General features: G+C 70.1%; 15 protein-coding genes and 2 tRNA genes. 13 read left to right on the top strand and 4 right to left on the bottom strand.

Features of this window, described 5'->3' with window-relative positions:
* Positions 1-231 precede the first annotated feature (231 nt).
* Positions 232-305 (top strand) — tRNA-Lys (locus ACWGSR_RS02690).
* Positions 306-453: 148 nt separating this feature from the next.
* Here the strand turns inward: ACWGSR_RS02690 and ACWGSR_RS02685 are convergent.
* A complete protein-coding gene (locus ACWGSR_RS02685) occupies positions 454-1,002 on the bottom strand; it encodes an SMI1/KNR4 family protein (protein WP_453563136.1) in 549 nt (182 codons plus the stop codon).
* A 341-nt stretch (positions 1,003-1,343) separates the two neighbouring features.
* Here ACWGSR_RS02685 and ACWGSR_RS02680 point away from each other — a divergent pair, with 341 nt between their 5' ends.
* The 7 genes from ACWGSR_RS02680 (at position 1,344) to ACWGSR_RS02650 (ending at position 7,575) form a co-directional block, all read left to right on the top strand.
* Entirely contained in the window at positions 1,344-2,573 is a 1,230-nt protein-coding gene (locus ACWGSR_RS02680; protein ID WP_391095253.1) for a helix-turn-helix domain-containing protein, read from the top strand.
* A 76-nt stretch (positions 2,574-2,649) separates the two neighbouring features.
* A complete protein-coding gene (locus ACWGSR_RS02675) occupies positions 2,650-3,096 on the top strand; it encodes a hypothetical protein (protein WP_453563134.1) in 447 nt (148 codons plus the stop codon).
* Complete coding sequence (locus ACWGSR_RS02670) at positions 3,093-3,299, top strand: hypothetical protein (RefSeq protein WP_453563133.1); 207 nt, start codon at positions 3,093-3,095, stop codon at positions 3,297-3,299. The genes ACWGSR_RS02675 and ACWGSR_RS02670 overlap by 4 nt, the downstream gene beginning before the upstream one ends.
* A gap of 214 nt (positions 3,300-3,513) precedes the next feature.
* Complete coding sequence (locus ACWGSR_RS02665; RefSeq protein ID WP_453563131.1) at positions 3,514-4,746, top strand: hypothetical protein; 1,233 nt, start codon at positions 3,514-3,516, stop codon at positions 4,744-4,746.
* A 106-nt stretch (positions 4,747-4,852) separates the two neighbouring features.
* The gene (locus ACWGSR_RS02660) at positions 4,853-6,175 is read left to right on the top strand and encodes a UDP-glucose dehydrogenase family protein (RefSeq protein WP_453563130.1); all 1,323 of its coding nucleotides are present in this window, start codon (positions 4,853-4,855) and stop codon (positions 6,173-6,175) included.
* A gap of 32 nt (positions 6,176-6,207) precedes the next feature.
* Positions 6,208-6,534: a MazG-like family protein gene (locus ACWGSR_RS02655; RefSeq protein WP_453563128.1), complete on the top strand. Its 327-nt coding sequence runs from the start codon at positions 6,208-6,210 to the stop codon at positions 6,532-6,534.
* A 264-nt stretch (positions 6,535-6,798) separates the two neighbouring features.
* A complete protein-coding gene (locus ACWGSR_RS02650; protein WP_453563127.1) occupies positions 6,799-7,575 on the top strand; it encodes a DUF3761 domain-containing protein in 777 nt (258 codons plus the stop codon).
* Positions 7,576-8,120: 545 nt separating this feature from the next.
* Here ACWGSR_RS02650 and ACWGSR_RS02645 read toward each other — a convergent pair.
* Both ACWGSR_RS02645 and ACWGSR_RS02640 read right to left on the bottom strand, forming a co-directional pair.
* A complete protein-coding gene (locus ACWGSR_RS02645; protein WP_453563125.1) occupies positions 8,121-8,489 on the bottom strand; it encodes a hypothetical protein in 369 nt (122 codons plus the stop codon).
* Between the two features lie 1,586 nt (positions 8,490-10,075).
* Positions 10,076-10,702 carry a dihydrofolate reductase family protein gene (locus ACWGSR_RS02640; RefSeq protein ID WP_453563124.1) on the bottom strand — a complete coding sequence of 209 codons (627 nt, stop codon included), beginning with the start codon at positions 10,700-10,702 and terminating at the stop codon, positions 10,076-10,078.
* Between the two features lie 372 nt (positions 10,703-11,074).
* Here ACWGSR_RS02640 and ACWGSR_RS02635 point away from each other — a divergent pair, with 372 nt between their 5' ends.
* Both ACWGSR_RS02635 and ACWGSR_RS02630 read left to right on the top strand, forming a co-directional pair.
* Positions 11,075-12,442 carry a diacylglycerol/lipid kinase family protein gene (locus ACWGSR_RS02635; protein ID WP_453563122.1) on the top strand — a complete coding sequence of 456 codons (1,368 nt, stop codon included), beginning with the start codon at positions 11,075-11,077 and terminating at the stop codon, positions 12,440-12,442.
* Positions 12,439-13,020: a phosphatase PAP2 family protein gene (locus tag ACWGSR_RS02630; RefSeq protein WP_366373054.1), complete on the top strand. Its 582-nt coding sequence runs from the start codon at positions 12,439-12,441 to the stop codon at positions 13,018-13,020. The genes ACWGSR_RS02635 and ACWGSR_RS02630 overlap by 4 nt, the downstream gene beginning before the upstream one ends.
* A gap of 205 nt (positions 13,021-13,225) precedes the next feature.
* On the opposite strand, the gene sigJ is transcribed toward ACWGSR_RS02630, so the two are convergent.
* The gene (gene sigJ, locus ACWGSR_RS02625) at positions 13,226-14,182 is read right to left on the bottom strand and encodes an RNA polymerase sigma factor SigJ (protein ID WP_453563630.1); all 957 of its coding nucleotides are present in this window, start codon (positions 14,180-14,182) and stop codon (positions 13,226-13,228) included.
* Between the two features lie 244 nt (positions 14,183-14,426).
* Between sigJ and ACWGSR_RS02620 the strand changes: the two genes are divergently transcribed.
* The 3 genes from ACWGSR_RS02620 (at position 14,427) to ACWGSR_RS02610 (ending at position 15,900) form a co-directional block, all read left to right on the top strand.
* Positions 14,427-14,918, top strand: a complete 492-nt coding sequence (locus ACWGSR_RS02620) for a rhodanese-like domain-containing protein (protein WP_453563120.1) — start codon at positions 14,427-14,429, stop codon at positions 14,916-14,918.
* A 53-nt stretch (positions 14,919-14,971) separates the two neighbouring features.
* A tRNA-Met gene (locus ACWGSR_RS02615) sits at positions 14,972-15,045 on the top strand.
* A gap of 114 nt (positions 15,046-15,159) precedes the next feature.
* Positions 15,160-15,900, top strand: coding sequence for a MerR family transcriptional regulator (locus tag ACWGSR_RS02610; RefSeq protein WP_453563119.1), 741 nt, complete (start codon positions 15,160-15,162; stop codon positions 15,898-15,900).
* Positions 15,901-16,028 lie beyond the last annotated feature (128 nt).

The raw sequence follows: 16,028 nt of genomic DNA, 5'->3' as shown, positions 1-16,028 counted from the left end.
CTGACACGGCCGATCTCGCGCGGGGCCTCTCGTAGGACTTCTCGTGCAGGACCCTGGAACGGGGCCCGTACGAGCACTTCGGTGCTGGTGCGGGCCCCGTTTCCCTATGTGCGGACCCGGTGCCACCGCCACCGTCCGAGCCCTCCGGCCGGCCCGCGGCGCGACCGGTGTCGGATACCCGATCGGCTCCGGGGATCTCTCGGGCTATGCTGCACGGGTGTCTTTGTCCACGGGCCGTTAGCTCAATTGGTCAGAGCAGCGGACTTTTAATCCGTTGGTTGTGGGTTCGAGTCCCACACGGCCTACCGACAGCAGGGCAGGAGGAACCTCCTGACCTGTGATGGAGCGCCCCGACCGGTTTCGACCGGTCGGGGCGCTCTGTCGTTCGGGGGCGAGCGCGTGAGCGGATGGTGAGCCGGAGACGGACCGAGGGACAGATGTCAGTTTCCTCAGCTACCAGCGTGAGGCGGCATCCGGCCAGAGCGCCATGTCGAACTCCTCGTCGACCTTGTCCTCCTCGTACCAGCCGGAGCGGGCCAGCCACGTCTCCAGCCACTCGGCCAGACTGCACGCGTCGATGAACCAGGCACCGGTGAGGTCCTGGCCAGTCATCGCGTTCGGCTCGAAGAGCAGGACCGTTCCGTCCTCGCTGAGACAGTCGACGGCGGCGATCATGGCGCAGCCCCAGTCGAGGATCGGCACGACTCCCTTGGGCCAGGACCACCAGGTGTCCGCATCGGCCGGCGGTACGCGGTCCAGGTAGCCGTCGACCACGGTGTCCTCTTCAGCGTCCGTCGTCCGGAGGAGAGGGAAGAGCGTGTACTCAGGGCCGAAGCCTCCATCCCCTGCCCGCCGATAAAGCGCGGCAAGAAGAGGATGCAGAGGAAACCCGAGACGTTCCTCGGCCGTGGCGAGGGTGTCGGCGGTGAGGGGAGGCCGGTGCCGCTTGCTCGCCGTAGCCCTTGCCGAGACACGGTTGATCAGATCGTCGTACTCGTTCATGCCAGGCATCTTCATCGGTACCTCTGACAGCCGGTACCAGTACGGAAGATCGCTTTCGTGTCCTGAACCAACCCTCCCGCCTTGTCGGACGAGGTACACGTGTATTTCGTCGGATTCGTCACCAACCTCGATGAGGACGGCGTAGAGAGGAAGTTCAGTGACGGTTCGCGTGGTTCCCGGCGCGTCCTGGCGCGGTCGGCGAACGAATGCCGCACAGGAACCGTGGGCCCGGCAACTCCCTCACGCGCACGCAGTGTCCTCGGTACCGTGCTGATGACGAACTCTGCACGGACAGACCGGCGCACCCCGCACGGACGTCCGACGGTTGGGGAGGTGTCCTGATGCTGGAGGAAGCCGAGGAGATCGGCCGGCGCGTTCGCAGGGCGAGGCTGCGGCTCGGGATGCCGCAGGCCGACCTGGCGACGGCCCTGGGCAAGTCGCAGGGCTGGGTGTCGAAGATGGAACGGGGCCTGATCGAGCTGGACCGGGTCGGGCTGCTCAACCAGGTGGCCGCCGAGCTGCATGTCCATCCGAACGACCTGATCGGGCGCCCGTACAGCAGCTCTCCGGACGACAACCAGTGGCAGGTCGCCGCCTCCTCGATCCTGCGCGAGCTGCGCCGCTACGACCTCGCCCCCGTCTTCGACGGCACGCCGCGGCCGGCGCCGCAGTTGTGGCGGGAGGTGACGCGGCTGCACCGGCTGCGGGACACCGCCTCCAACGTGGCGATCCTCCGCATCCTGCCCGACCTGTTCCGCGAGGCGCGGGCCCTGGCGGAGGTGTCGGAGGGGCACGGGCGGGAGGAGGCGTACGCGATCTACGCGGTGTGCTGCAAGTTCGCCCACACCGCCGCCCACTCCCTCGGCCACCCCGAGCTGGTGGCGATGGCCTGCGAGCGGGCCGCGTGGTCGGCGCGGCTTTCCGGGGACCCGGTGCTGCCGGCGGTCGCGGACTGGATGCGGGTCTGGGACATGTGGGCCACGGCCGACTGGGCGGACGCGCTGACGCTCTCGGACAAGGCGATCGGGTCGGTGCAGCAGGCGTACGAGCAGGGCGATCCGCTGGCCGTACGGGCCTGGGGGACCCTCCAGCTCCGGGCGGCGGTCTCGGCCGCCCGTGCCGGACGCGCCTCGGAGGCGGAGGACCGGATCGGGTACGCGAAGGACGCCGCCGAGCGGATGGACACGTATGCCGGGGCACCGGTGTACGACCGGCACTCGCTGACGTTCTCCGCCGGGAACGTGCAGATCCACGCGATCAGCGTCGCCCTGGAGATGGGCGAGCAGGGCAAGGCCCTTGAGATCAACCGGCGCACCAGCCCCGAGCTGGTAGGGGCGCTGCCTCACTCCCGCCAGGGCCATCACCACATGGACATCGCGCGGGCGTGGCTGTGGGACGGCAACCGGGACAAGGCCCTCGGCGAGCTGGAGAGGGCCGAGCGGATCGCGCCCCAGCTCGTACGGAACCACCCCATCGCCCGTTCGACGCTGCGCGGCATCGTCTACGCCGAGCGGTCCGCCACGCGCGAGAAGCTGCGGCGCATGTCCGACCGCTTCCACCTGGACGGATAAGGGCGGACGGAGGGCGGACAGGGGTCGTATTCCTCCGGCTCATATTCAGGGGTTCTCCCGTCCCTACCTTCGGAGCATGACCGGACGACTTCTTCCCCATCTCCCCTCGCAGGGAGCCGAGTTAGGGACAGCGGCTCCCTTCCTTCCCCAGCTCGGAGACCTCGCCGCCGACACCGCCCGGGACGGCCGTGTCGGCGTCGTCGTCGCGCTGCCGGGTGAGGGCTCCGCCACGACCTACCACCTGCGGCCGCCCGGCGGAGGGCCCGCCTGGACCGCGCCGACGGACGGCACGACGCTGCGCCCGGTACCGGCGCGAGCCACCCACGCGACGCTGATGCCCGGCCGGGACGCGATCTACGACCCGCGCGCCCGCCAGGGCTCGGTGCCCGTCGAGTTCCACTTCGAGGACGGCTCGACCTGCGAGGCGGCCCTCGTCCTCACCTCGGTGGAGCTGGAGCGGCTGTACGCGCAGACCAGCCGCCTCCTCGACGCGCACGAGAACGCGCTGGGCGGCACCTCGTGAGCGGGACCCATCGCCGCCAGGCGCGGTCTGCCACCCCCGTACGGAGTGACCGGTTCGCGCTCGCGTTCCTGGCCCTCGCCGGTCTGGTGGGGCCGGCCTGGGCCCTTCGCGACCAGGCCGTCCAGCTCGTCGGCGACATGAGTCACCGGCCCGTCGCCGCGGCTCCGGACGTGAGCCTGCCCCACCTCGCCCCTGGTCGCTGAGACGCGCCTTCGGCCACTGAGACCGCTCCGGCGCCCGAGCCACCTCCCCGTGCCCGGCCGCCGGAGCCTTCCCCGCCGCCCTCCCGTCCGGGGCGGCGCGCAGGAAACCGCCCCGCTCCCGTGCGGCCCCGTGGCTTCGGCTGCCGGGGGCGGGGCGGCTCGTACCTCTCGCACGGTCCTGGAACATCCACGCGTGATTCCTCAGGGAGGGTTCGTGGACATCCCGTACATCGTCGTCGACCAGCTCGACCCCGATCAGCAGCAGATCTGGAAGACGTACTTCGGCGACGCCGACCGCCCCCGCTACGTCGAGGAGGGCATCTGGCGCCGTACCCAGGAGAAGGCCACCGCCGGCCAGTCCGGCTGGGCGGACTCCGGGGACGCCCGGCGGCGGATCATCCACTACCGGTACCGGTACGGTCTGGTGCCGACGACCGCCGCCCCGGCGATCGGCCTGACCGACCTGTACCTCTACCACTCCGCGTCCGCACCGGCCGGGGAGATCGCCACCCACCACGACGCCCTGCGGGCCTCGCTCGCCGTCGGCGGCTGGAAGACGGCGCCGGGCGGTGCCTTCTGGACGCGGCGGGACCTGCGGTGCCGGATCACCGAGCACGACGTCCACCCGCAGGACGCCGCCGCCGGACGCGCGCTCCCGGGCGGCTACCGGACGCTCGACGTACGGATCACCTCCGCCGCGTACGCGCCCCCGCCCTCGGTGCGGCAGCTCCCCTGGAACGTGCTGTCCACCGGGATCCGGGTCAAGGACCGGCCGGGGACGGCCACGCGGATACCGGACCTGTCCGTGCTCGCGGACCTGCGGCCGTTCCAGGTGGAGATCGGCTGCGGCACGTCGGTCGAGGCCGGCATCCCGCCCCTGCACCGGCTCCACGAGATCTACCGGGTCACCGACCGGCAGGGCCACGAGCCGCGCGAGCACCGCTTCACCCTCTCCCCGACCGCGGACACCCTGCTGCACGAGGTGCTGACCGAGCCGGAGGAGAAGACGGCGGAGTTCGTGGAGATGTTCCGCGCCTGCTTCCTGGCCGAGCCGACCCCGGCCCTGTGGGCGCTGAGGGAACTGAAGGACGCCGGTCACCTCGTCGGGCCGGTCATCACCAACAACTTCGACGTCCTGGCCGCCCGCGCCGGACTCGACGAGTGCTTCATGCGCCGCTACGACCAGGCCGTGCCCGACGTGGAGTGGGTCGACGGCGCCAAGGCCCTCCTGGTGGTCGGCCTGCACGCCGACCGGCGCAGGGTCCAGGCCCGTGCCCGCGAGCGCGGCATGCAGGTCGTCTACCTGGACCCGGAGGGGTTCTGGCACGACGGCGCGTTCCTGCCGTACCCGCTGGAAGGGCCGCGGGACGGTGACCTGGTGTGCCGGGCGACCGCCGCCGAGGCGCTGCCCGCGCTCGTCAACCTCCTGAAGCAGCAGACCGGTTGATTCACCTGCACGAAGAGGGTCGCGCCGGGTGCGGGCGCTAGCGTGACGCACCCGGCCGGCCCGGACTCCCCGGGCGGGCGAGAACAGGGAAAGGAGCGTCGGCCCCATGCGCGTATCCGTCATCGGCTGCGGCCACCTGGGCATCCCGCACGCCGCTGCCATGGCCGAGATCGGCCACGAGGTCATCGGCGTGGACCTGGACCAGGCGAGGATCGACCGTCTCAACGCCGGTGAGAGCCCCATCTACGAGGAGGGGCTGCCTGAACTCCTCGCCGCCCACACCGCCTCTGGGCGGTTGCGCTTCACCACAAGCCTGGCCGAGGCCGCCGAGTTCGCCGACGTCCACTTCCTCGCCGTGGGCACCCCGATCGACGCCGACGGACGGAGCTACGACACCGGCCAGGTCTTCGGCGCCGCCCGCGCCCTCGCCCCGCACCTGACCCGCCCGACCGTCATCATCGGCAAGTCGACGGTCACCGTCGGCACCACCCGCGACCTGGCCGCCCTCCTGGCCCGGCTCTCCCCGGCCGGCGAGGAGGTGGAGGTCGTCTGGAACCCCGAGTTCCTGCGCGAGGGCCACGCCATCGACGACACCCTGCGGCCCGACCGGATCGTCGTCGGCGTCCCTTCGCCCCGTGCGGAGGATGCCGTACGCGAGGTCTACGCCCCGCTCCTGGCGAACGGCATCCCGCTGTTCGTCACCGCCCCCGCCACCGCCGAACTCATCAAGGGCGCCGCCAACGCCTACCTCGGCATGAAGATCTCCTTCATCAACGGCGTCGCCGACATGTGCGCCGCGGCCGGAGCCGACGTCCAGCAGCTCACCGAGGCCATCGGCCTCGACCCGCGCATCGGCCGCGGCGGCCTGAACGCCGGCCCCGGCTACGGCGGCGGCTGCCTCCCCAAGGACGTCCGCGCCTTCACCGCCTCCGCCCGCACCCTCGGCGCCACCGAGGCCGCGACCCTCCTGCGGGCCGCCGAAGAGGTCAACGAGTCCCGCCCCACCGCCGCCCTGAAGCTCATCGAGCAGACCCTCGGACGGCCGGTCGACGGCGTCCGCGTCACCGTCTGGGGCGCCTCCTTCAAGGCCGGCACCGACGACGTCCGCGAATCGCCCGCCCTGGCGGTGGCCGCCCTGATGCACCAGCGCGGCGCCACCGTCACCGTCCACGACCCCCACGCCGTGCACACCGCGCTGCGCCGCAACCCCGAACTCGACTACGCCGACACCCTCGACGACTCCGTCCGGGACGCCGAGCTGATCGTCCTGGCCACCGAGTGGCCCCACTTCCGCGAGGCCGACCCCAAGGCCCTCGCCCCCCTGGTCGCGGACCCGGTCCTCGTCGACCTCCGCAACCTCATCGACGCCGACGCCTGGCGCATGGCCGGATGGACCGTACGCCAGCTCGGACGCCCCGCCCAGCAGTAACCGCCCTATCGACCATCGACCGGAGGTCCGCCGTGGACACCCTGTGGGACGACATCGAGAAGCTCTCCGCCGTCTGCCGAGCGGCCGGCGCCCACCTGCCCGACGAGGAACTCAAGAGCCTCCAGGTCGGCAAGGTCGCCGAGGAGGCCGGCGAGGCCATGCACGCCCTCCACGGCCTGAAGGGCCTCACCACCTGCGGCGACGCCCACGCCTGGCCCGAGGTCCAGAACGACCTCGTCGGCGCCGTCATCGCCGCCCTCCTGGCCATGCACTACATCGACCCCACGGGCGCCCGCGCCACCTTCGACGAGATCTTCCACCGGCGGACGCGCAGGGGACGGGAGGCGGCTGCGGCCTGACAACCCGACCGCATCACGTCGGTGGCCGAGCCGTACGAGGGCTCGGCCACCGGCACGTGTTCCTGGAACAGACGGAGGTGGCAGCGGCAGGGCCACTCTCCATTCCCCTTAATTTCATTGAACGGTCACCTAGGCGGCCATACGTGGCTAAAGTCGTCGCCCTGACAGCTCCTGCTCCCCGCTGTACAGGGGTGTCGGCTCACGGCCGGAGCAGGGCGATGCGCGCGGGGGAACGCGCGATTCCTAGCAAGGGGGAACCCGCAGGTGGCCCAGAACCAGAGACCTCAGCCGACGGCGGAGGACAAGAAGAACACCCGAATAGGCTGCGGCATCATGCTGGCCGCGCTTCTTGTGGTTGGCGGATGCAGTGCCCTGATCAATGACGACAACGACTCGTCGTCCGCTTCTTCTTCGACCTCGTCATCCGCGTACGACGACAAGGCGACGACCCTCGAGGTCGGCGACTTCGTCGGCATGGACCTCCAGACAGCGCAGGACTCGGCGCAGGCCGGCGGCATCTATCACCTGGACTCGACAGACGCGAGCGGCCTGGGCCGCCAGCAGCTTCTGGACCGCAACTGGACGGTCTGCGCTCAGGCGCCTGCGGCCGGCACGACCATAAGCGCCGACGCCACGCTGACGTTCGACACCGTCAAGTCCAGTGAGGGCGAGACCTGCGACGACCCCACAGGGATCGGCAGCAGCGAGGAACCCGTCACGGATGACTCCTCCACTACTTCCGGCGCAGAGGACCCTGGCATCTGGGACGGCTCCGACGAGGCGAGTTCCCCCACCGGTACCGACACCGGAGACACCTCCAGCGACGACTCGTCCGGTAGCGGTTCCAGTTCATCAACAGGCGGCACATCCTCACCGGAGAACGACTCCGGCTCTTCCGCGGCCCCGGATGACTCGCCGCAGGCCCCTGCAGGCGCCACCGCCCAATGCAACGACGGTACGTACAGCTACTCCGCGCACCGACGAGGTACCTGCTCGCATCACGGCGGCGTCGCCATCTGGCTTGCCAGCGTTCCTTCATAGGGAAGGAAGCTGACGCGATCGGAGCGCTCCCCATGAGCTGATCTGACAGCTCTTGATCAGAACGCAGTTGAGCTCATAAAGCGAATGCCGCCGTTACGCTGGGGAGCGCTTCGAGCTTGTCTACGGTCGCATCCTCGTTCGTGGCATAGATGGCGGTAATGACCCAGCCTGGCGGGCGGCGGCAGGTCTACCGAGTGATCGTCCGTGAAGACGCACTGTTCGGCCGGGACGCCAATGAGATCGAGGGTGACTCGGTAGATCTCCGGGTCGGTTTAGCCAGCCCTACCAGCTTGGCCACGGCGTGGACATCGAACAGGTCCCAGATGCCGACGTGTTCGTACGAGTCGAATATGCCGGGGCCGAAGCTATTAGACAACAACAGGGGCCGGTGACCAGCGGGACGCACGGCTGGAGCAAGCGCGACCATCCAGCGAGCCACAGACCCTTGATTCAGCCGTCTCATCAGGCTCACCGGAGAGCGGTGTCGGACCGGCCGAATTTTGGAGCTTAGGCATAGGAGTTATGGTTGCGAACCTTGACGATCGCTACAAAAAAAGGATGAAAATAGCAATCGCGGTAATAAGCAAAAACGGCCCCGCTACTGCTTTGCGGAGCTCTCGTTCGCCTTTACCGGGAAACATGGGATCGTCGCCTGCGTCAGTGAAAAGCACGGAAGAGGCCTCCTTTCCTGAGAGAATATCAGACGCATCGCGTACTAGGGCAACGGCCTGCTTTACGTCGCCATGGCTCTTAATCATCTCGTTCATTTTTGAAAGCATCTGAGGGGAAGTGACGGCAAGCTGTCGGACTTGGCGCTTCAGCTCCTTGTCTACTTTGTCGTTATTGATGATTGTCTGGAATACGTTTCCATTGTTCTCGTGGATGTATTGGTCAATGGCTGGAATTCTCGCCATGATTTACCTTCCCGCAGCTAGTGTTGCTTTCCAGTGAAGGTTCACCTTTGAAGCTAAGCTGAAAACTGGAGACGCACTCTCCTCCTGACTTTGATTGCCCCAAAGGGCCGGCCAGGATGAGTGCCACTAGGACTGCAGCTACGGCCGAGATCGCTGCTACCCCGAGGCGAGCGAAGGGGTTAAAGGACTGGGCGACTGTCTTGAGGAGGGTTGGCCATTTATGCGTGACCCACAAAACGAAAGCCACGCCTATCAATGCGAAGAGGAGGATTCGTTCGCGAACGAAGACTCCGACGTGGTCGTCCGAAGAAAGCCTTACGGCCTGAGAGGCGAACCAGCCGACGGCTGGCCAAACTTCCGGAAATGCTTCGCTGATGGCGTTGACACCCACAGCCCCTATGGCTAACGCGAGTAGTAATCCAAGGACTGTCTGCGCGACTGAAAGAAGCGCGCCTGTGTCAAGTCTCGGAGATTTCACCGCTTGCGCTTACTTCCGTAATGATTGACCTGGGTTACATTCCCGTCGTTGCGGCCAATTACTTGGCGAGCATTATTTGCGTTTATCGTCAATCCATCCGAAGGGGAATCCGGCGCTTGATGGGATTCTCCCTTTCCTCCTTGGTTAGGCGCGTCTGAGCTTCCTGCGGCCGGAAGTGAATCGGTGGAGTTTGCTTCGATGGCGCGAGAGCGGCTCCTGCGAACGCCGACGACTCCAATCGCCGCTGCGCTGATTGTGGCGGCTGCGGCAATTAGTGCGACAATGATTTCGGGCATGAATTTCCCCCTGAAGTTCACTGCACTTCCCCGGATTTAAGGTGCCCTTTCGCGGTCTAGTCGCGAGCCCATGCTTGAGGAAGTATTTTTCCCTGAAACCCTCAGATTTTTACATATGGTGTTTGGGTTGTCAGGGAAACGTTCAAGGTGGTGACAGGTTGGCTAGAAATGGTTGAACGGATGTATCAATTTTGTCGCAGATGCGCCACTTGTGTGAGCAGGTGAGTGGCAGGTGCAGTGTTCCCCATCGTCATAGGAGGGCAGGAGTTTCCGTCCGCGCCCGCCCGTCAGGGGGCACACCAGAGGGGTTGCAGGGCGACGACCACACCGCCAACCGAGATACACAGGCCACCTGTCACGACCTCCGGGCCTTCGTGGACTGGTTGCACCGACCGCACCAGGTTGGTCAGCTCAATGGTTGAGCTCTCCGCACGCTGGATCCCTCTGGTGATGACCTCATAAGACCGAAGTCGACTGTGGAGCGTCGTACCGGCCGTGCGTGAGCGATGCGTGAGCGGACGCTCCGGCACAGCCCGGTTTCGCTCGGATCGCGCGGCACCGGACAACCCGTCCGACCAGGCCGTTCCGGACGGAGCGACATCGGTCGACACCATCCACTCGGCCCTGACCAGGACTTTTATCCGTTGGTTGTGGGTTCGAGTCCCACACGGCCTACCGAAGGCGGGGAGGGGTCCCCCCGGCCCGCCGAGAAGCGCCCCGTCCGGTTCCGACCGGCGGGGCGCTTCGGCGTTCCCGGGTCTCCGGGCGAGTGGGTCTTCGGCCACTGGGCCTCCGGTCGGTGGGGCCTCCGGTCAGTGGGTCTCCGGACGACGGGTCTCCGGGGCACGGGTCTCCGGGCGGCGGTAGACGCAGACGTTCGCGCCGTGGGGGCTGGTGGTGGTGGAGACCGGTTCGAGGGTGCGCAGGACGCCGTCCGTGGGGAAGATCGACTTTCCGCCGCCGAGGAGCACCGGCATGACGACCAGGCGGAGTTCGTCGGCCAGGTCCTCGGCCAGGAGCGTACGGACGAGGGTGGGGCTGCCCAGGACGAGGAGGTCGCCGCCGGGGGCCTCGTGGAGTTCGCGGAGGCGGTCCACGGCCTTGTCGCCGTGGACGAGCCGGGTGTTGTGCCAGCCGAGGTCGGCCTCGCCGAGGGTGTCCGAGACGACGTACTTCGGAAGCGCGTTCAACCGGTCGGCGAAGGGGTCGCCGGCCCGCTCCGGCCAGGCGGCCGCCATCGTCCGCCAGGTGCGGCGGCCGAAGAGCAGCGCGTCCGCCCGCTCCGTGGCCTCGGCGAACGCGCCGCCCACCACCTCCGGGTCGAAGAAGGGGTGCGACCAGCCGCCGTGGGCGAAACCGCCGTCGGTGTCCTCCTCCGGGCCACCCGGTGCCTGGACGACGCCGTCGAGGCTGATGAACTCGCTGATCACGATGCGCATGGGGGCTTCCTCTTCCTGGGGGCGCCGGGCGTGCCCGGGGTGCCCGGTGCACCCGGTGTACCCGGGGCGCCCGGGCTCCTGTGGTCGGGTTCCTGTTCTTCGGGAGTTCCGGATTCTCTGGGAGTTCCGGGTTCTCTGGGGGCCCGGGGCTCCCATGCCCTCCGGGTACCCCTGTGTCTTCCCTGATTCCCCGGGCTTTTCGGGTTCCTTCTCCGTCGTGGGGTAGGAAAGCCGCGGGGCACGGGAGGGAAGGCGGTCCGGCGGTCGTCTGCGGACGTCGCTCCCGGAGGGCCTTGCGCCGAACGGCTTCGTCCGGGGCGCGTGGCGCGGAGGCGTGGGGAAGGGTGGAGACGGAACGTGGAGGTGGGGACGGTGACGGCGAGCGGAACCGGTGGTCCGACGAAAGCGGCCCGACGGCTGGCGCGCTGTGCGCTGTTCGTGGCGGTGGCCGCGGTCCTGGTGATGCTGACGGCGCTGGGCGGCGGCGGGGCCCTGATCCTGGTGAGCGGGCTCGTGGGGCTCGCCCTGTCGGCCGTGGGCATCTGGTGGTTCCTCGCCCACCGGGGGCCGCTGAGGGCGCTCGGCGCACTGCTCGCGGTCGCCGCGCCCGCCGCCGTCCTCACCCTGTACATCGTCGGGGGCGTCTGGCTCAACGCCCTCGTGGCCCTCGCGCTCTGGGGCGTGGCGCTGTTCTGCGCCCGGTCCGCCCTGCGCCGACCGGAGCAGGAGGGGGCCGGGGCGATGCGGGGCGAGCCCGCGGTCCGGCCCCGGAAGCCCGTCCTGATCATGAACCCGAAGTCCGGCGGCGGAAAGGTCGAGCAGTTCGGGCTCGTCGAGCGGGCCGAGAGGCTGGGCGCCCGGGTGATCCTTCTCGACCCGTCCGCCGACACCGACGTCACCGAACTCGCCGAGCGGGCCGTGGCCGAGGGCGCCGACCTGCTCGGCGTGGCCGGCGGCGACGGCACGCAGGCGCTGGTCGCCGCCGTGGCCGTCGAGCACGACCTGCCGTTCCTCGTCATCTCGGCCGGCACCCGCAACCACTTCGCCCTGGACCTCGGCCTCGACCGCGCCGACCCGTCGACCTGCCTGAACGCCCTGACCGACGGCGAGGAGCTCCGCGTCGACCTCGGTACGGTCTCCGGCCGCGCCTTCGTCAACACCGTCTCCTTCGGGGTGTACGCGGACGTGGTCCAGCACCCCGAGTACCGCGACGCGAAGGCCGGCACCGCCCTCGACGCCCTGCCCGACCTGCTCCAGGGCGGCGAGGGCGACCGCGTCGACGCGGTCGTCGACGGCACCCTGGTCGACGCTCAGCAGGCGCTCCTGGTCAGCAACAACCCGTACGCCACGCCCGATCCGCTCAGTGCCGACCCCGCCCGAAGACCCCGTCTCGACGGGGGCGAGCTCGGCGTGATCGGTGTCCGGGTGGAGGGGGCGATGCAGGCCGCCGAGCTGGCGGTACGGGGGACCCAGGCGGCCGCCCTGAACGTCCTGACGGCCCGTAGGGTCGAGGTCACCTGCGACAGCGGAGACGGCCCCATCTCCGTCGCCGTCGACGGCGAGGCCCTGACCCTGCCCACCCCGGTCGTCTGCACCCTCCGCCCGCGCGCCCTGCGGGTGCTCGTGCCCCGCGACCGGCCGGGCACCGTGCCCCCGCGACCGCCCCTCGACTGGCGGCGCATCACCGAACTCGCCTTCCACACCCACCCGCACCACCGACCTCAGAGGAGCGGCGCATGACCCACGACACGCCCACCATGACCGCCGAGGCGGTCCTGCACGATCTCCGCGCCGTCGACGGCGCCGTGTACGCCGCGGTGGCCGCCACGCCCACGCCCACCCTGGACACGGCCCTCCGCCGGCTCTCCAGGACGGCCGACCACTCCAAGATCTCCCTCTCCGTCGCGGCCGTGCTCGGCCTCTTCCCGGGCCGTCCGCGCCGGGCCGCGCTGGCCGGGGTCGGGGCGATCGCGGTGGCCTCGGCCACGGCGAACCTGCTGGGCAAGCGGCTCGTCCGCAGACCGAGGCCGGACCGGGAGGCGGCCCGGGTGGTGGCGGGCCGGCACGTCCCCATGCCCGACTCGGCCTCGTTCCCCTCGGGGCACACCGCGTCGGCGGTCGCCTTCGCCACGGCCGTGGGAGTGGTGCTGCCCGCCGCCGCCGTGCCCCTCGGGATCCTGGCGTCGACGGTGGGGTACTCCCGGGTCCACACCGGCGTGCACTATCCGGGCGACGTCGCCGCGGGCGCCGTCCTCGGCGTCGCCAGCGCCGCCGTCTCCCTGACGGTCGGCGCCTCCCTCGCCCGCCGGCGGGGATAGCGACCGGGGGGACGAGGCCGGGGACGAGGCCGGGGACCGGGAGGCACCGGGGAGCCGGCCGGGAGGTCCCGGAGGTCCCGGAGGCCGGGAGCCGCCGGGGAGCCTGCCGGAAGGTCCCGGGAGCCTGGAGGCACCGGGAGGACGAGCAGCGCAGGGCGGTCGGGAGATACCGGGGGCCGGACGAGTACACGGGCGGCCGGGAGGGTCAGTAGCCCGCCCGTGCCAGTTCCTCCTCCGTGAGGCCGAGCGTCGCGAGGCGTTCCGGGTCCGCCAGGATGTGCAGCTCGACGATCCGGTCCCCGGCGACCGTGAACACCATGAGCGCGGTCGGGCGCCCGTCGACGACGGAGAGGACCGCGGGATCGCCGTTGGCCACGACCCACAGCGTCGCCTTCCGGAACCTGGAGTACGCGAGGGCCTGTGCGACGACGGTCTCGGCGCCCCGGACCAGCTTGGAGACCGCGGGCGCGAGCCGGCCGCCGTCCGCGCGCAGCACCACGTCCGGGTCGAGGACCGCGAGCAGGCCCTCGAAGTCGCCGCCGTTCGCGGCGGTGAGGAAGGCGTCGGCGACCTCCCGCCGCCGGCGCGCGTCCGGGGCGGGGCCCGGGGAGGCGTCCCGGACCCGGCGGCGGGCGCGGCTGGCGAGCTGGCGGGTCGCGGCCGGGCTGCGGTCCACGACCTCCGCGATCTCGTCGAAGGAGACGGCGAACATGTCGTGCAGCACGAACGCGAGCCGTTCGGCCGGCGACAGGGCCTCCAGGACGACGAGGAGGGCGAGGCCGACGGACTCGCCGAGTTCGGCCGCGCGCTCCGGGTCGGCGGCCTCGGCGGCGCCGGCGGCTTCCCCGACCCGGACCACGGGGTCGGGGACGTAGTACTCCAGCGGGGACTCGCGACGCGAGCCGCGCGAGCGCAGCATGTCCAGGCAGACGCGGCCGACGACCGTGGTCAGCCAGGCGCTGAGGTTCCGCACCCCGCCGATGTCGGCGCGGCTGAGCTTGAGCCAGGCCTCCTGGACGGCGTCCTCGGCCTCGCTCAGCGAGCCCAGCATCCGGTACGCCACCGCCCGCAGGTGTCCCCGGTCGGCGTCGAAGCGCCGGGCCAGGAGTTCCTCGTCGCCGTGCGCGTCCACGTTCACGCCTCCGTCACCCTCCCTCTCCACGTCCGCGCCCACGCCCGTGCCCGCGTTCCTGTCCGTGTTCAACGGTCGGTCTCCCCCCTCGCGTACCGTCATGCCTCCATGACGGATCGGACCCCGCTCCCATGACGAGAAGAAGCGGGTCAGGGGCCCGGTGGGTGAGATCCCCGGCCTCCCGTGCCGAACGCCCGGGAATCCCCGGCCGAAGGCCACGAGCACCGTGGTTCCCCACTTCAGCGTGGCGCCCTGCGGACCTAATTTGATCACCATGACGACGACACCGCAGGTCAACCCGGTACTTCGCACCCCGCCGGCCTCTCCCGCCGCCGCTGCCGCGTACTTCTCCGCGAGCCTCGCCTTCCACGCCGACGTCTCCGACGTGGCCTCGGTCCTCGCCGCCTCCGTGGCCGGGGGTGCCGACCCCGGCTTCGTCCTGGTCGACACGCGGTCCACGGCCGCCTGGGACCAGGGGCACGTGCCCGGGGCCGTCCACCTGCCGACCGCGCTCGTTCCCGAGCGGGCCGAGGAGCTGCTCGACCGGTCCGTGCCGGTCGTCACGTACTGCTGGGGCCCCGGCTGCAACGGCGCCACCCGCGCCGCGCTCGCCCTCGCGGAGCGGGGCTTCCAGGTCAAGGAGATGCTCGGCGGCTTCGAGTACTGGGTGCGGGAGGGCTTCGCGTACGAGACCTGGGAGGGGCCCGCGGAGAAGGCCGCGGACCCCCTGACGGCCCCGGTCGGCACCGACGACTGCGGCTGCTGACGGAAACCGATTTCGGGATTGCCCCGGTCATGCCGTAGAGTCATGTTTACCGACGCGGGGTGGAGCAGCTCGGTAGCTCGCTGGGCTCATAACCCAGAGGTCGCAGGTTCAAATCCTGTCCCCGCTACTCAGTAGCACGAAGGCCCGGATCCTCTTGGATCCGGGCCTTCGTCGTTCTCCGCCCGAACGCGCGGCGCTTCCGGTTGACCTTGACGCAACGTCAAGATCTAGCGTTCTCGGCATGGAGTGGTCGATCCAGGAGATCGCCAAGAAGGCAGGCACCACCAGCCGCACCCTCCGGCACTACGGGGAGCGCGGACTGCTGGAGCCGAGCCGGATCGGCGCGAACGGTTACCGGTACTACGACGAGGCGGCGCTCGTGCGCTTGCAGCGGATCCTGCTGCTGCGCGAGCTGGGGCTCTCGCTGCCCGCCATCGCCGAGGTCCTCGCGGGCCAGCGGGACACGTCCGCCGCCCTGCGCACCCACCTCGCCCTCCTGGAGCAGGAGCGCGAGCGCATCGGACGCCGGATCGCGTCGGTGCGGACCACCCTCCACAAGACCGAGAACGGAGAGGAACTCATGGCGGACGAGATGTTCGACGGCTTCGACCACACGCGGTACGAGGAGGAGGTCACCCACCGCTGGGGCCGCGAGGCGTACGAGCAGGGCGACCGGTGGTGGCGCTCGCTGGACGAGGAGCAGAGACGGGCCTTCGTCGAGGAGCAGGCCGGCATCGCCCGCGACTTCGGGAAGGCGGCGCGGGACGGCCTGGCCGCCGACAGCGACGAGGTGCAGGCCATCGCGCGGCGCCAGATCGCGTGGCTGTCGACCACGACGACGCCGACCAAGGAGTACGTGATCGGCCTCGGCCGGATGTACGTCGACGACCCCCGCTTCACCAAGAACTACGACAAGTACGGCGAGGGCACCGCGGTCCTCGTCCGGGACGCGATGGCGGTCTACGCCGAGCGGAACATGTGACCGGAGGGGCTTCCCGGCGGCCACGGCGGCCACGGCGGCCACGGAAGCCCCGGCGGCCCCGGAAGCCCCGGCGGCCCCGGTGGCTTTCGCGCCCGGCCCGTGCCCAGGACCGCACCCAGACACGCACC

This window comes from Streptomyces sp. NPDC055632 (assembly GCF_053618675.1).
Note: the sequence above shows the minus strand (reverse complement) of the source record. Positions and strands in the feature narration are given on the sequence as shown.

Coding starts and splice junctions, on each gene's coding strand:
- ACWGSR_RS02685 (WP_453563136.1), bottom strand. CDS start 1,002: ATGAACGAGTACGACGATCTGATCAACCGTGTCTCGGCAAGGGCTACG.
- ACWGSR_RS02680 (WP_391095253.1), top strand. CDS start 1,344: ATGCTGGAGGAAGCCGAGGAGATCGGCCGGCGCGTTCGCAGGGCGAGG.
- ACWGSR_RS02675 (WP_453563134.1), top strand. CDS start 2,650: ATGACCGGACGACTTCTTCCCCATCTCCCCTCGCAGGGAGCCGAGTTA.
- ACWGSR_RS02660 (WP_453563130.1), top strand. CDS start 4,853: ATGCGCGTATCCGTCATCGGCTGCGGCCACCTGGGCATCCCGCACGCC.
- ACWGSR_RS02645 (WP_453563125.1), bottom strand. CDS start 8,489: ATGGCGAGAATTCCAGCCATTGACCAATACATCCACGAGAACAATGGA.
- ACWGSR_RS02640 (WP_453563124.1), bottom strand. CDS start 10,702: ATGCGCATCGTGATCAGCGAGTTCATCAGCCTCGACGGCGTCGTCCAG.
- ACWGSR_RS02630 (WP_366373054.1), top strand. CDS start 12,439: ATGACCCACGACACGCCCACCATGACCGCCGAGGCGGTCCTGCACGAT.
- ACWGSR_RS02620 (WP_453563120.1), top strand. CDS start 14,427: ATGACGACGACACCGCAGGTCAACCCGGTACTTCGCACCCCGCCGGCC.
- ACWGSR_RS02610 (WP_453563119.1), top strand. CDS start 15,160: ATGGAGTGGTCGATCCAGGAGATCGCCAAGAAGGCAGGCACCACCAGC.